This is a genomic window from Vibrio sp. TMPB1044 (assembly GCF_030442075.1).
In the GTDB taxonomy this organism is placed as follows: domain Bacteria; phylum Pseudomonadota; class Gammaproteobacteria; order Enterobacterales; family Vibrionaceae; genus Vibrio; species Vibrio satsumensis.
Map to the genome: position 1 here is coordinate 57,985 of NZ_JAUJED010000044.1, position 15,973 is coordinate 73,957.

The following is a 15,973-nucleotide window of genomic DNA, read 5'->3' on the forward strand; positions in this document are numbered from 1 at the left end:
ATTATTGTTATTTTTTTATAGTTAGCTTTGGTGAGGTCAATTCAACGCGTCGGTTTCTAGCGCGACCACTTTCTGTATCGTTGGAAGATATTGGGTACAGCTCGCCATAACCGCGACTGGTTATTCGATTTGTATCGATTCCTTCATCTATGAAGTACTGTGCTACGTTTTTTGCACGCTGCTCTGAAAGGTCGAGGTTATACTTGGAGCTCCCGGTGCTATCCGTGTAACCACTTATTTCCACTGTTGAATCTGGGTAGGTTTGCAATCGACTGAGCATTGGCTTCAGTTGTTCACGTAGTGAGAAAGTCAAATTAGCGTTGTTTGATTCAAATAAAGAGTCGTTGCTATAACTGCTCAGTTCTTGGGTAAAGTGCTCTACAACTTGAGGTTGCTTAGGTTCGACAACAACTGGAGGAGGGGGAGTTGGAGCCGTTTCTAACTCACGCTGCGGAGCACTAGTTCCAAAGCGATAATCTATGCCAAGGCTTACAAAGTGAAGGTCGGTGCTGCCATAAATATTGTTGATGTATTCGTAACTCAGCCTAGTATTCCAACTTCGGTTGAGTCGGTAATCTATGCCTGTTGCTAACATTAAAGAGAAATCTGATTCTTTTTCTTCAGAGTTGGAAGTTACCCCATTTTCAATTGATTTTTTAACCATCGAGTAGGCAGTTCCGATCTTACCGTATAGTGCAAACTTTTCAGTCAGCCCGTAGTCGGCTTTAATCCCTAAATCAATATCCTGAATTGTCGCATCTAGTTTATTTTGAGACTGGTATGTAGCATCGAAGTTACCTAAGTAGTTATAACCACCTTCGACAGCAATCCAGTTTTTTATTTGATAGCCAGCATAAATACCAGAACCAAAATCATCGTCATCACATGAGCTAAAGCCATTAGAGCAAGTCATGTTTAGTTTTGTTACACCGGCTTTACCACCAATATAAAATTCATCTTCAATATGAACTCCATCGATGGCCATTGCTCCCGAAGAAAAATGGAGGCCAATTAGCAGTATCAACTTGTTAAATTTCATATTTTGCTAGTCCTTTATTTTAAAAACGTTTTATCACTCGATTCCTATAGAACGATTTAATTTTAAATTTTCGCTCATAGTAAAATCGATAAACTACTTAATCTTATAGAAACACATTCACTGTGACGGAAAGCACAACCTCAATTAATCACGATAAGAATACTTAATATAAGCGTGTTAACAGATAAATATATAAAATTAGATATTTATCTAAATTAAAGTTGGATAATCGGGCGGGAGTTTTCATGACCATAGAGTGGTTTTTTAGGTGTTTTGATTTAATAGAGAATGGATTGGTTGTAGATAGAAATTATTTGAACTATCCATATTAAATAACGGATAATCCGAATTGTTAGCAGTGAAAGGAATTTGTGTTGATGGTGGTGTTTATTTTTATGATTATTTTTTAAATAATGGTTTTTGTTCCACTCTGAATGGTAGCTCAGAAGTGGAACCTCATAAATTAGGATCTAGTAACGAATAAAATTAAGCATTAAACATTTTCCCTTGTTGATAGTAGCCTTCCATTTCTAATAATGAGTTTGAAATAATTTCATTATCTACTCCTGTGTAGATGATGAAAATATCATACACGTTACATACGGAAAGTAAGCTACTTAATATCTCCATGTGAATAAGAGACTTATGTTCCTTTTCTACCCCTTCACATGTCAGAAGCCTATTGGTTTTAACATATTCTGGCTTAATCTTAGTTATATTTTGGATGTAATTATGTTCAACCCCAAAATCTGTCATGGCTATCTTGACATGATTACAGTTTTTTAATCTATGTATACGCTCTATCGCCTGTTTGTTGTAATGAAACCCAGGTTGTTCCGATAGTTCCAGAACAATTAGTTCTTGGTGCATTTTTGTGATCATTTTTTTTACCTTCTCTGATTTGAATCTAGATTCAAATATTGAAGAACACACTTTAAAGCCAACTTTTCGAGCGCTACTCAAATTGGATATAGTGTCTAATAGGAACAGGCTATATATATAATTCCAGTGTGAACTATTGATTGGTTGCTGCGAATCTTTATCATTCCAATAGCTCGAGAAACTCTGTAGTTCATAATATAAAACCTGTTCTGTTGCTCTATCTATAATGGGATCTAACGTTATCTCTAGGCGAGCGCATTGAGCAATTAGTCGGGTAAGTGAAATAATCGACTTTCTTTGTTGAAGAGCTAGGATACATAGCAGGAACAACAAGAACCTCTCGTACAAGTCATCTGAAAACAGCTCAATGCTAGTGCTATTTTTTACGTTATATTTAAAAAATCTACTTAAATGATCTGTAGATTCAGTGTTATCAAAGGTACTCAATAATCGGCCGTTTTTATATATCCTAACTCTATCTGTTAAGTAGGGAATCATATATAGCTTGTACCGGTCGTGAATTTTTGAGCGAGTAAAACGCCCCCATACCACACTATCATCGGATGTGATTTTCGTATAAAAGAAGCTTTTATGGTTGGAAAACCATTTTAAAAATGAGTATTGGGATGGCTTTAATATTGAGCTTGGATTGATAAAGCACTTGGATCCAGTGTTTGATATATAGTAAACCGAATCTATATTTTTTCCCTGTCTCAGGGTGCGATAGAGCAACTCCGGTGGCTTCTCACAACCAAACTCTTGAAATTTGAGAAGGGTGCTTGTTGCGTCCATCGAGTACGAGTTAAACATTGTTACGATGAGTAAAGCTTGTAAAGCATATACAGATACCGCTATGAGTAGTGGCAAGGAGAGTGTTTTGATAATGTTACTTGGTCTAATATTGCAACTAAGTAGAGCAAATAGTTTTGCATAAGTTCGATACCAAGGTGGACGAATAGACAGCTGTTCACGGTTTAACCTTGGTATGCTTTTGGCTTCACTTAAAACCCAGAAATATCCTTTTCGATTCATATTTACTATAAACCGGTCGCTCTTGTATGGAAGGCTCTGATAGAAGTAGGTGAGTAGTGTATGAAACTTCTTCCTAAGAGATGCAATGGTATTCTTTAACGAATTAAAGTGCAGTTCTATCCCTGTCTTGAGTAAGTAGTATTCCTCAATATCGCGTGCGGATACAGGTGAAAGAGGGCTGCTACTATTCAGAATGGCTTCTAATATTACAGCCTCTTTTTCAGAAATAGTGAGATTGAAACTTTTTTTCTTCACTTTTGAGGTTATTGAAATTGTTTTACGTGCAAATTCGGCTTGTACAATGTATTCATCACTTTCATGGTTAAGTGCATATTTATACATTTGACTCCCCCCTCACTTATAAATCAGGTTCTACTTGTAACAGATTATTAATCGTAAACTAACGATGGTTATAGCTGATCCAGATCACACTTTTGTCAGGGAAGAGTGATAGATTAGGTCAGTATTGTATTTGGTTTTACTTTTAGCAGGTTTGGTTTGAGGGGGGGCCTAGATGTAAAATCAAGGAACTAGACTTTACTTTTTGCTAGTGACTTTAGCTTGAGTTATATGCTTTACCGCAAAATATCAGTATGAACTTTTGAGTTTTTTATTGAGAGAACTATCGAGCGTTGATGTTCAATACAAGCAAACTTCAACATAAAAGCTAAGTCACTTTAGGTTTATTCAGTAAGCTAATTTTCCCAAGTAATCCCTACCACCCTTTAGCAACACAATAAAGCGACCATATAAATTTGCCTAAATGAGGATAGGTTTTTATGGATAGTGGGGCGATGTTTTGGATAATCCTATGTTGAAAGGGAAATCAGCAAGAAGAATGGAGCTTGGACTCAAGTTAAACCGGGCACTCGAAAGTAATTGACGATGTTATGGTGCGATAAGTTGATAGTGAAGTGACTTCTAGTTAGAACGAGTGGCACGTCAGATGTTGAGCGCTTATTGTAAAAATATAAAAGCCCTATCGAATTGTATAGGGCTTGTTTAGAACTTTATTTTGATGATGTGCTCCGCGAACGCCTAGCCGTTGCCTCTTTTTTCCGTCACTCGAGACTCAATGACCCCATCTTCAACTTGAGTGGTGAGCACTTCACCGACCTCGATATCGTTAATTGATGACACAGTGTTACTCGACGCAGAGTGGGTAATGCTGTAGCCACGTTTCAGAGTTGCCAGCGGGCTAACTGTCTCTAACTTCTCAGCAGCCATTGCTAGCTGGTGGCGAGTGGTTAGCAGTGTTTTATCCATCGCATCTAATAGCTTTTGTTCTGAGCGTTGCAAGTGCAGCTTTTGTTCACCTAAGCGTTTCACTGGCGAATTCAACTGAAGCAGATGCTGCTTTCGTTCAACACGCTGTGCATGCTGCTTCAAGTATTGAGCCATACCGCGACGCAGACGCATGTCTAGGTCATCAAGTTGCTGGCTCTGCTTTTGCAGTTGGTAGCTAGGATGCTGCTTCTCTAAGCGGTATTTCAAGGTTTGAGTGGATTGCGCTTGTTTGATTAACACGTGACGAATAGCACTGACTAAGCGAGCACGTTTAGAAGCAAAAGCTTGTTCTTTATGGCTGTTGTCGCGGCTAACTAATTCAGCAGCTGCAGATGGTGTTGGAGCTCGCATATCAGAAACGAAATCGGCGATAGTTACGTCAACTTCGTGGCCTACGGCGCTGATAATCGGGATCTGACTTGCTGCAATCGTGCGAGCAACGATCTCATTATTGAAGCACCATAAGTCTTCTAACGAACCTCCGCCACGACCAACTATCAACACATCACACTCATTACGCTCATTGGCACGTCCAATCGCTTGAGCAATCTGAATCGCCGCTTCTTCGCCTTGAACCATGGTTGGGTAAACTACAACTGGCAAAGAAGGATCGCGTCTTTTCAGTACATCAAGAATATCAAATAGTGCAGCGCCCGTTTTTGAGGTGATGACACCAACGCGTTTCGGGTGCTCAGGAAGAAGTTTCTTACTTGATTGAGCAAACAGTCCTTCTGCAGCAAGGTTCATCTTCAGCTTTTCAAACTCTTGCTGAAGCTTACCGTCACCTTCCGGCTGCATGCTTTCAATAATCAGTTGATAGTCACCGCGTGGCTCATAAAGAGACAGGCGAGCTTTGACTAACACTTGATTACCGTTCTGGGGCTTAAAAGTCACACGGCGGTTATTGCCACGAAACATGGCGCACTTAACTTGAGCGCGAGAGTCTTTAAGGGTGAGGTACCAGTGACCAGATACAGGTGCAGAGAAGTTTGAGATTTCACCAACGAGCCAGACTATTCCCATTTCGTTTTCTAATAGGAGACGAACCTCTGAGTTGAGGCGAGAAACAGTAAAGATGTTTGGATTAGTCATAAAAGCACTATCTTTCCTTGAAGGAAGGTCTTTCTTGGAATCTCACAGGGCGTGAGTATGGAAGATAGCGGCAATATAATACATAGCAAGGGGGTAAATGCAAATTAAAAGTACAAAAATGTGTAGCCAAGCGATTTCGCCGTGCGTATAATCCGTCTGCAATATCAAATCCAAATCACTTTATTATGCGAAACGATAAAGTTGGGTTTACTCCTTTTAACACCTTTGTTGTGAGATATTGCAAATGCTACGAATCGCAAAAGAAGCTTTAACTTTTGATGACGTTTTACTCGTCCCAGCACACTCAACCGTTCTTCCGAACACAGCTGATCTTCGCACTCAGTTAACGAAAAACATTTCTTTAAACATCCCAATGATCTCTGCATCGATGGATACTGTTACGGAAGCACGCCTAGCAATTGCCCTAGCGCAAGAAGGTGGCATTGGTTTTATTCATAAGAATATGTCAATCGAGCAGCAAGCTGAAATGGTTCGCCAGGTTAAAATTTACGAAGCTGGTGTGGTTTCTCATCCAGTAACTGTAAGCCCTGACGCGACAATCGCTGATGTTGTAGCCCTTACCCAAAAACACGGCTTTGCCGGTTTCCCTGTTGTTACTGAAACAAACGAACTTGTTGGTATTATTACTGGCCGTGACGTTCGCTTTGTTACTGACCTTTCTAAGAAAGTTGATGTAGTAATGACGCCTAAAGCTCGCCTTGCTTCTGTTAAAGAAGGTGCAACTCGTGAAGAAGTTCAAGAGAAAATGCACGAAGCGCGTGTTGAAAAAGTTCTTGTTGTAAATGACGACTTCCAACTTACTGGAATGATCACTGCAAAAGATTTCCACAAAGCAGAACGTAAACCAAACGCTTGTAAAGATGAGCGCGGCAGCCTACGTGTAGGTGCAGCTGTTGGTGCTGGTGCTGGTAACGAAGAGCGCGTTGCTGCTCTAGTTGAAGCTGGCGTAGACGTTCTACTTATCGACTCTTCACACGGTCACTCTGAAGGCGTACTTAACCGTATCCGCGAAACTCGCGCTGCATATCCTGATCTACAAATCATCGGTGGTAACGTAGCAACTGGCGCTGGCGCTCGTGCTCTTATTGAAGCGGGGGTTAGTGCGGTTAAAGTAGGTATCGGCCCGGGTTCAATCTGTACGACTCGTATCGTTACTGGTGTTGGTGTTCCTCAAGTAACAGCAATCGCAGACGCAGCTGAAGTAGCTAACGAATACGGTATTCCAGTAATCGCAGATGGCGGTATCCGCTTCTCTGGCGATATCTGTAAAGCTATCGTTGCTGGCGCATCTTGTGTGATGGTTGGTTCAATGTTCGCTGGTACTGAAGAAGCACCGGGTGAAGTTATCCTTTACAACGGTCGTTCTTACAAGTCTTACCGTGGTATGGGTTCTCTTGGCGCTATGTCTCAAGGTTCTTCTGACCGTTACTTCCAATCTGACAACGCTGCAGACAAGCTTGTTCCAGAAGGTATTGAAGGTCGTATCGCATACAAAGGTCGTCTAAAAGAGATCGTTCACCAACAGATGGGCGGTCTACGCTCAAGCATGGGCCTAACCGGTTCTGCAACTGTTGAAGACATGCGTACTAAAGCTGAGTTTGTTCGTATTTCTGGTGCGGGCATGAAAGAATCTCACGTACACGATGTTCAAATCACGAAAGAAGCACCTAACTACCGTTTAGGTTAATAATACGTCCAAACGTTTGAATAATGTGCTGATTTAGTCGGCACATCATTATACCAATCGTAGTAAATAACTGGTCATCCTAGCTTGTTAAAAACCTCGATAACTTCGTTAGGATTTTTGATTGTAGAATAACTACTTATCAGAAAATCCTGCCTTGTTCTCAAGCTTTTTTCCTGCGCTATTCCTGAACACTTACTTACTGTGATTGGTATCATATCTACCGCCTGTTTTGTTGAAAGTCCGATTTTCTGAAAATACGGGGTTAAAGATATCCAACGAAAACGTTTGCTTTATTTCTTGAAGAGTTAATCAGAGGTGAGTAAACTCGCCTCCGTTTTATCACATAGCCAATAAGACTGCTTACAATGACTAAAAATATTCATGACCAACGTATTCTAATTCTGGACTTCGGTTCTCAATACACACAGCTAGTAGCTCGTCGTATTCGTGAGATCGGTGTTTACTGTGAACTTTGGAGCTGGGACGTAGACGAAGCGGATATTCGTGAATTCAATCCAGACGGCATCATCCTATCTGGTGGCCCTGAAAGTGTAACGGAAGAGAATTCTCCACGTGCACCTCAGTACGTATTTGATTCAGGTGTTCCTGTCTTCGGTATCTGCTACGGCATGCAAACTATGGCTGAGCAACTTGGCGGTAAAGTAGCAACGTCTACTGAGCGCGAGTTCGGCTACGCTGCTGTACAAGTGACTGGTGAATCTGCACTTTTCGCTGACCTTGAGTCTACTCAAGATGTTTGGATGAGCCACGGTGACAAAGTAGTTGAAATCCCAGCTGATTTCACAAAGATCGCTGAAACAGACACTTGCCCATACGCTGCAATGGCAAACGAAGAGAAGAAGTACTACGGCGTACAATTCCACCCAGAAGTAACACACACTAAGAACGGCCTGAAAATGCTTGAGAACTTCGTTCTTAACGCATGTGGTTGTGAAGGTCTGTGGACTTCAGCTTCAATTATTGAAGATGCAGTTGCACGTATTAAAGAACAAGTAGGTGACGATGAAGTTATCCTTGGCCTTTCTGGTGGTGTTGATTCATCTGTAGTTGCGATGCTTGCTCACCGCGCTATCGGCGACAAACTAACATGTGTATTCGTAGATAACGGCCTTCTTCGTTTAAACGAAGCAGAGCAGGTTATGGAGATGTTCGGCAACAAGTTTGGCCTAAACATCATCAAAGTAGACGCTGAGCAACGCTTCCTTGACGCTCTTGAAGGCGAAGCTGAACCAGAAGCTAAGCGTAAGATCATCGGTCACGTATTCGTAGATATCTTCGATGAAGAGTCTAAGAAACTGAAGAATGCTAAATGGCTTGCTCAGGGTACTATCTACCCAGACGTAATCGAGTCTGCTGCATCTAAGACAGGTAAAGCACACGTAATCAAATCTCACCACAACGTTGGTGGTCTTCCTGATGATATGGAAATGGGCCTTGTTGAGCCTCTGCGTGAGCTATTTAAAGATGAAGTACGTAAGATTGGTCTAGAGCTTGGTCTTCCATACAACATGCTTTACCGCCACCCATTCCCGGGTCCAGGTTTAGGTGTTCGTGTACTTGGCGAAGTTAAGAAAGAGTACTGTGATTTGCTGCGTCGTGCTGATGCTATCTTCATTGAAGAGCTTCACGCTGCTGACCTTTACCACAAAGTATCTCAAGCATTCACGGTATTCCTACCAGTACGTTCAGTTGGCGTAATGGGCGATGGCCGTAAGTACGATTGGGTTGTATCTCTACGTGCTGTAGAAACTATCGACTTCATGACTGCTCACTGGGCACACCTACCATACGACTTCCTAGGTAAGGTATCTAACCGTATTATCAACGAAGTTAACGGCATTTCACGTGTTGTTTACGATATTTCTGGTAAGCCACCAGCAACTATCGAGTGGGAATAATCTCTTAGAGATTTAACCAGCGTTGATTCAAACCCTAAGCCTCGAACTCAGTTCGGGGCTTTTTTCTTTTCGATTCATTATATTGATTCATTGCATTAAAGGCTTATGAGCAATACCTCGAAATCAAATGAACAATACCTAGAAACCAAATGAGTTGGAAACTAGATATCAGCTCAAGAAACCATGAGACGCTTTGTTGTGTTGAGCTATATATCAAAAATATCACTCGCACTTTTTATAAATTCATACAGCTACAGCTAGGCCATTTCACATGTGAAGCATACTCTTTGATGGACTTATTAAGGACAGATAAGAGAATCCATCATGTTAAAAATCAAATATTTGGCGACAGTACTGGGCTGCACTTTGGCAGCACAAAGTCATGCGTCTTTGAACATTCAACCTGATCCGCAAAACCCGAATGGTTACCTTGTTGAAAAGTCGGCATTACAAGCTGCTGAACAAGCGAAAACCTCGGATCCTATGTACGCGATCTGGTCACAAGCATTACAAACTCGTTCGAACACTATCGTTGAAGCGATTGAACCCGGTTCCCCCTCTAACCCTGAAAACGTAAAACGGGTTGAGCGTGTATTCCCTCAATCTGAATGGGATTTCCTTACTCAGATGGCGGCGCCAGAATACACTTACACTCGTTTCTTGCGCGCGATTGGTAAATTCCCAGCCTTCTGTGGAGAGTACACTGATGGCCGTGATTCTGATGCCATCTGTAAGAAATCCATCATCACCGCTTTTGCCCACTTCTCTCAAGAGACGGGCGGTCACATTGCAATAGACAACACTTCTGATAACCCATTAGCTCTTGAAGAGTGGCAGCAAGCGCTGGTGCATGTTCGTGAAATGGGGTGGTCTGAAGGGCAAGAAGGCTACACAACAGGTTGTGGCCAGAACGATTGGCAAAATGCACGCTGGCCATGCGCCGCGGGGCAGGGCTACTTCGGTCGTGGTGCTAAACAGCTTTCTTACCACTTTAATTACGGTGCATTCTCGGAAGTGATGTTCGATGGTGACGCAACCGTGCTTCTCAATAATCCGGGCTTAGTGGCGGATTCTTGGTTGAACTTGGCTTCTGCTATTTGGTTCTTCTTAACCCCACAAGCGCCTAAGCCAGCTATGCTTCATGTGATTGACCGTACATGGACGCCATCTCAACGTGAACTGGATGCGGGTATTGGTTATGGCTTTGGTACCACAATCAATGTGATCAACGGTGGTATTGAGTGTGGTGAACAGAATAAAGACAAAGGCCAACCAGTTAACCGCATTCGTTACTGGGAAGGGCTCGCGGCGCACTATGAAATTCCTGTAGAAGCTGATGAAGCGAATACTTGTTGGCAGCAAACTCCATACGGAAGCTTGAACCTCAACGGCGCAACAGATGTGCTGTACACCAACTGGGATGGTAACTGGAAATACTACGCAGACCGCCCTGAAGGATATTCATTTGAATGTGAGCTTGTTGGATTCCAAACGGCTTATTCAGCTCTGGTTGCTGGGGATTACGAGAAGTGTGTGACCAACTTCTATGGATCTCATGCAAGCTGGCCTGAAGTGAAGGTGGTCGATAAGCTTGATCCGGTAGACCCAGGAACCGATCCGGGTGGCAATGGTTGGAACGCGACTAAGGTTTACAATGCGGGCGACCAAGTGACTCACAACGGTGCAACCTACGAAGCGAAATGGTGGACACAAGGGGATGACCCTGCCAATGGCGGCCCTTGGAAATTAGTGGCGGGTGAGCCAACACCACCCGTAGTGACTGATCCTGCGCCAGTCGACCCAGCTCCTGTTGATCCTGATCCGGTAGAGCCAACACCAGTTGACCCGCCTGTTACCGAGCCACCTGTCGTTGTTGACCCGTCGGTGTTTATCACATGGGAAGCGGGCGTTAGCCAAGTGAGTAACGGTGACAAGGTGACACATAACGGTAAGTGCTTCGTGGCTAAAAATGCTCCGGGTGTTTGGGAGAGTCCTGTTCAGTCGAATTGGTTCTGGGATGAAATCAGTTGTAATTGATAGTCTGAATACCGAAAAGGCGGTTTAAATGACGAGTTCAATATTACGACTGTAGCGATATAAATAATTAAAAGCCGAAAGTTTTTACTTTCGGTTTTTTTTCGTTTCGAACTTGGTGGCCTAGGAAGGTCGACTGGTCTATTAGGCTATGTTAAAGCGTATTTAAAGACTAATTATCCAGTTAGAGAATAAAGTCCTGTACAAATGATGGTTGTGAATTTATATTCAAATTTAATTTATATTTATTCTTTTATTTTAGGGTTAAGGTGTACCTATGGAACAGACAGATATCACGTCACTCATCCCCATTGTGATTACTTTGGTATTGTCGTTGGCGACAAGGAATGTAGTGATAGGCCTATTTGCAGGCGTGCTGAGTGGTGTGGCAATGCTCACTGGTATGTTTAGCGAACTTAACCCGCTTGATACGTTTGGTACCATGGTGAAAGGTTACTTAGTCCCTCAACTTACCGACAGCTATAACGCAGGTGTGATCATGCTGTTGGTGTTCATCGGTGGCTTTGTTGCTTTGATGGAGAAGTCGGGTGGTGGTGTTGCGTTTGCCAAGCGTGTTACCCAATGGGTCAGCAATAAATGCCAAGCTCAAATCTCAGCATGGTTTGGGGGAATCGTGATATTTTTCTCTGACTTAGGTACTCCGTTAATTGTTGGTCCTGTCTTTCGTCCCCTTTTCGATAAACTAAAACTTTCAAGACAGAAGCTAGCATTTATCATCGACTCAACATCATCACCTGTCGCGATTCTTATCCCTTTTATCGGGTGGGGCGTTTACATCATGAGTCTGATTCAAAAAGAGTTTACCGCCTTGAATGTCAATATGTCTGACTGGGATGCCTTTATCGGTGCGATTCCTTTCCAGTTCTACGCATTCTTAGCGATTTTCATTGTTCCTTTGGTTTCTGTTAAAGGTTTAGACTTCGGACCAATGGCAAAAGCTGAACGTGATTGCCAAGCGGGAATTAATTCTGGCGTGAATAGCGAATCACTTAATCCTTTCTCGCATAAAAATGCAAAGGCCTCTTTTGTTTGGGCTCCGTTGTTAGTGATGCTTATAGTGTTGTGTGCCATGTTGGTTCCACAAGGCTTCCCATTTCAAAAGGTCGCAGGCTCATCATTCAGAGCAGCGCTGTCTTCGGCTTATTTCTTTGCTGCGATTACCTTGATCTCGCTGATGGCTTACTACGGAGTGAGAAAGCTGTCGGATGGTGTTTCTGTGTACCTAAAAGGCATGGGCAACATGATGCCGGTTGCGATTATTTTGGTACTGGCGTGGGCATTAAGCACGATTGGTAAAGAGTTAGGTGCGGCGGCTTATATTGCAGAACAAGCGCAGAGTGGTTTCCCTTACTGGTTAGTGCCTGCGGTCGCGTTTCTACTGTCTGCCATTATCTCATTCGCAACGGGCTCTTCATGGGGAACCTTCGCGATTATGATGCCACTGGTTATTCCAACCGCGATTGCGATTGACGCACCGCTACTTGTCGCAATTGGTGCAGTGTTGTCTGGTGGTTTGTTTGGTGACCATTGCTCACCGATCTCAGAAACAACGATTCTTTCTTCAACAGGAGCTGGGTGTGATCAGTTTGAACACTTTAAGACACAACTGCCTTACGCATTGATGAATGGTTCTATCGCTTTAGTGAGTTTCGTAGTGGCTGGTTTTACTGGAAGTTCGTTGGTTGTGTTAGGTGCGCTTGTCGCTCAGTTGGTTGTTGTAACGCTGCTGGCCAAGCGTGATGCAAGTAAGCATGCTCAATCAGAGGTGCAATCTCAAGTCTCTGAATCTAAAGCTCAACAAGCGTAGTTTAAGATGACGGGTGAGTGAATAGATACGGGATGCGAGTAAACGAGTAACGAAAAGCTCGCTCTCTTGTTCTTCATCTCACTTACTCGAACCTAAGTAATCCTCGTCATTCCCCACAGTGAGGGACGAACGTGATAGGGAATCTCTTTAGTGCGCCAAACGTGCTTATATCGAAGAGGAGATTCCAGGTACCTCGTTCCTCGATTCTGGAATGACGACTGAGAGCTAGGTACGGGATGTGAGTAAACGAGTATCGAAGAGCTCGCTCTCTATTGTCTAAGCTTGCTATTAAGCAGTCTCGCATACTCAAATCTAAAGACTCTTTTCGTGTCTCGTATCTCGTTACCCGCACCTTTTTCATATGCATATCACTTATTTCAATCTCAATACGCTCCTCTTATCCCGCTTACTCGAATCTACAGACTCTTTTCGCATCCCGTATCTCGTTACTCGCATCTTTTTTATAGCGTGACAGGGAATTTGTTTACTTATAGTTTCTATGAATTGATTGGTGTTGTTATGAAACTAATTTTCCATAGGATCATTTATACAATCTTAGTTTTCGATAACTGGATTACCTAGTTGAGCGGTTTATAGATTAAAATTTTCTTACAAATTTTATCGATTTTTTTTAATCAACCACTTTAATAAGGTAAATTCGCAATGTCGACCAAACTAGCTAACCCAGCGCCACTAGGCTTAATGGGTTTCGGTATGACCACTATTCTTCTTAATATCCACAACGCAGGTTTCTTTCCAATCGATTCAATGATTCTTGCTATGGGTATTTTTTACGGTGGTTTGAGCCAAGTTATCGTGGGCACAATGTGTTTCAAACGTGGTGACACGTTCGGTACAACTGCGTTTACTTCTTACGGCCTATTCTGGTTGTCTTTGGTTGGTTTAATCGTGATGCCTTACATGGGCCTTCCTGCAAGCCCTGCTGCATTCATGGGTTGGTACCTACTACTATGGGGCATCTTCACAGGCTTTATGTTCATCGGTTCTCTATGCTACCCAGTTGCGAAGCAAGTAGTATTCGGCTCACTGACTATCTTGTTCTTCCTACTTGCAGCTCGTGATTTCACTGGCAGCTCACTGATCGGCACTATCGCTGGTTTTGAAGGTATCTTCTGTGGTGCTTCAGCTATCTACTTTGCAATGGCACAAGTAATCAACAACGAATACGGCCGTACAGTACTGCCTATCGGTGAGAAGAAAGCACCTCAAATGGCAACACAAGAAATCGCTGCTTAATACTCCAACTCGGGAACAGTTAGTTTGTTATAAGCCGTTTATTGGTTATGAATAAAACAAAAGGGGTTAGCCGAAATGGCTAACCCCTTTTTTATGCGTTATGAATAGCGCTATTTGTCAAAGCGATCTATTTGCTAAGGAAAGCTTAAGCTGAAGGTTGCTCTACAGGTTTAGTGTCTGTAGCTTCTGCTTCAGGAGACTTGCCTGTTTTACGTTTGTACTTCTCTTCCCAGTAAGTTGCACCTTTAATGCCTAGTTTTACAGGGTTGAATGTGTACTCAGTTACGCCTTGTTTCTGCTGTTCTTCGTAGTCAGCTAGAGCTTTAAGCGCAGGCTTAGACATGAAGAAGATGATCAGAATACCCACGATGTTTAACCATGCCATCAAGCCAACGCCAACATCACCCATTGCCCATGCAAGGTTCGCTGTTTTAACTGTGCCATAGAAAACCGCAGTGATAAGAACAAGCTTAAGTACGAACATCATGCCAGGGATCTTGATGGTACGACGTAGGTAAGCAATATTCGTTTCTGCGATGTAGTAGTAAGCAAGAATCGTTGTAAATGCGAAGAAGAACAAAGCAAATGCGATGAATGGCTTACCAATGCCTGGTAGTGCACTTTCAATAGCAAGCTGTGTAAATACAGGACCATTCGCACCGATGTTTGCTGCTAGGTTCTGAACAAGGAATACCCCCTCAGCGCCGCCGTGAACGTTGTATGCACCAGTGATGATGATCATGAACGCTGTAGCAGAACATACTAGAAGAGTATCGATGTAGATAGAGAATGCTTGTACCAAACCTTGCTGAGCTGGGTGATCAACACTTGCAGCCGCTGCCGCGTGAGGACCAGTACCTTGACCCGCTTCGTTTGAGTAAACACCACGCTTAACACCCCAACCAATTGCAGCACCGAAGCCTGCCATAGGTGTGAATGCATCACCAATAATCATTGCGAAAACAGTTGGCACTTGGCTGATGTTTAGCAGAATGATAACGAACGCGATAATGATGTAAGCCAATGCCATGAACGGAACAACGATCTGTGTGAAGTTCGCAATACGTTTAACACCACCAAAGATGATGAAAGCAAGGATGATAGCAACAACAGTACCGGTGAAAATTTTAGCGAAACTGAATGTACCGACAGCTGTTTCAATCATGTCACCTGAGCCAAATGCAGCTTCTACAGCATTACCAATACTGTTTGACTGAACACCAGGAAGCAAAATGCCACATGCAAAAATAGTCGCGATAGCGAAGATCCATGCGTACCACTTCTGACCCATTGCTTTTTCAATGTAGTAAGCCGGACCACCACGGAACTGGCCTTCGTCTTCTTCTTTGTAGATTTGCGCTAGCGTAGATTCTGCATAAGCAGTCGCGGCGCCAAAGAAGGCTACAACCCACATCCAGAATACTGCACCTGGGCCACCGAAACCGATAGCGGCAGCAACACCAGCAATGTTACCTGTACCTACACGGCCAGATAGCGAAACGGCTAGAGCTTGGAAAGACGAGATGCCTTTTGATGAGCTTTTACCCGAGAGTAGCAAGCGCCACATTTCAAAGAAGTGACGGATTTGAACAAATCGAGTCATGATGGAGTAGAACAAACCTGCACCTAAACATAGGTAGATAAGTACTGGGCTCCAGATTATTCCATTCAAAAAATCAACGAATGACTGCATGAGTATTTTCCCTGTTAGTTTTACTTATGATTGTTTTTCGAACAACACAATACTTCACTTGTAACCCAAGTGTTAAATTATTTAACTGCTCATTAGGATTACTGTGACATAAAGCAAGTTATAGAGGGCGTTTGTTAATGCTTAGTGCTAACTCGATAATCGTTCCATTTAACTTGATATGCAACTAGTTTTGTTTTTTTTT

Annotated in this window: 9 protein-coding genes; 5 read left to right on the plus strand and 4 right to left on the minus strand. The window is 42.8% G+C overall.

Annotated elements, in window-relative coordinates; all coding sequences use genetic code 11:
• Positions 1–7 precede the first annotated feature (7 nt).
• The 3 genes from QQ041_RS21315 to xseA form a co-directional block, all read right to left on the minus strand.
• On the minus strand, positions 8–1,039 hold the full coding sequence (locus QQ041_RS21315) for an outer membrane beta-barrel protein (protein ID WP_285954989.1): 1,032 nt from the start codon (positions 1,037–1,039) through the stop codon (positions 8–10).
• Between the two features lie 486 nt (positions 1,040–1,525).
• Positions 1,526–3,295 (minus strand): EAL domain-containing protein, encoded by a 1,770-nt coding sequence (locus QQ041_RS21320; RefSeq protein WP_285954990.1) that lies wholly within the window; start codon positions 3,293–3,295, stop codon positions 1,526–1,528.
• A 696-nt stretch (positions 3,296–3,991) separates the two neighbouring features.
• A complete protein-coding gene (gene xseA, locus QQ041_RS21325) occupies positions 3,992–5,332 on the minus strand; it encodes an exodeoxyribonuclease VII large subunit (protein ID WP_285954991.1) in 1,341 nt (446 codons plus the stop codon).
• 244 nt (positions 5,333–5,576) lie between these two features.
• Here xseA and guaB point away from each other — a divergent pair, with 244 nt between their 5' ends.
• From guaB to QQ041_RS21350, 5 genes are all read left to right on the plus strand, one after another.
• On the plus strand, positions 5,577–7,040 hold the full coding sequence (gene guaB, locus QQ041_RS21330; protein WP_017062496.1) for an IMP dehydrogenase: 1,464 nt from the start codon (positions 5,577–5,579) through the stop codon (positions 7,038–7,040).
• Between the two features lie 365 nt (positions 7,041–7,405).
• Complete coding sequence (gene guaA, locus QQ041_RS21335; RefSeq protein WP_146489687.1) at positions 7,406–8,959, plus strand: glutamine-hydrolyzing GMP synthase; 1,554 nt, start codon at positions 7,406–7,408, stop codon at positions 8,957–8,959.
• Between the two features lie 324 nt (positions 8,960–9,283).
• Positions 9,284–10,996: a chitinase gene (locus tag QQ041_RS21340; protein WP_285954992.1), complete on the plus strand. Its 1,713-nt coding sequence runs from the start codon at positions 9,284–9,286 to the stop codon at positions 10,994–10,996.
• Positions 10,997–11,270: 274 nt separating this feature from the next.
• Positions 11,271–12,821, plus strand: coding sequence for a Na+/H+ antiporter NhaC family protein (locus QQ041_RS21345; RefSeq protein ID WP_285954993.1), 1,551 nt, complete (start codon positions 11,271–11,273; stop codon positions 12,819–12,821).
• Between the two features lie 663 nt (positions 12,822–13,484).
• Entirely contained in the window at positions 13,485–14,078 is a 594-nt protein-coding gene (locus QQ041_RS21350; RefSeq protein WP_060983311.1) for a GPR1/FUN34/YaaH family transporter, read from the plus strand.
• Positions 14,079–14,223: 145 nt separating this feature from the next.
• Here the strand turns inward: QQ041_RS21350 and QQ041_RS21355 are convergent, their stop codons facing one another.
• A complete protein-coding gene (locus tag QQ041_RS21355) occupies positions 14,224–15,771 on the minus strand; it encodes a sodium:alanine symporter family protein (RefSeq protein ID WP_146489691.1) in 1,548 nt (515 codons plus the stop codon).
• Positions 15,772–15,973 lie beyond the last annotated feature (202 nt).

Excerpts from the sequence above, each read along its gene's own strand:
- QQ041_RS21320 (WP_285954990.1), bottom strand. The coding sequence starts at position 3,295 with ATGTATAAATATGCACTTAACCATGAAAGTGATGAATACATTGTACAA.
- xseA (WP_285954991.1), bottom strand. The coding sequence starts at position 5,332 with ATGACTAATCCAAACATCTTTACTGTTTCTCGCCTCAACTCAGAGGTT.
- QQ041_RS21340 (WP_285954992.1), top strand. The coding sequence starts at position 9,284 with ATGTTAAAAATCAAATATTTGGCGACAGTACTGGGCTGCACTTTGGCA.
- QQ041_RS21355 (WP_146489691.1), bottom strand. The coding sequence starts at position 15,771 with ATGCAGTCATTCGTTGATTTTTTGAATGGAATAATCTGGAGCCCAGTA.
- QQ041_RS21350 (WP_060983311.1), top strand. The coding sequence starts at position 13,485 with ATGTCGACCAAACTAGCTAACCCAGCGCCACTAGGCTTAATGGGTTTC.
- QQ041_RS21345 (WP_285954993.1), top strand. The coding sequence starts at position 11,271 with ATGGAACAGACAGATATCACGTCACTCATCCCCATTGTGATTACTTTG.
- guaB (WP_017062496.1), top strand. The coding sequence starts at position 5,577 with ATGCTACGAATCGCAAAAGAAGCTTTAACTTTTGATGACGTTTTACTC.
- guaA (WP_146489687.1), top strand. The coding sequence starts at position 7,406 with ATGACTAAAAATATTCATGACCAACGTATTCTAATTCTGGACTTCGGT.
- QQ041_RS21315 (WP_285954989.1), bottom strand. The coding sequence starts at position 1,039 with ATGAAATTTAACAAGTTGATACTGCTAATTGGCCTCCATTTTTCTTCG.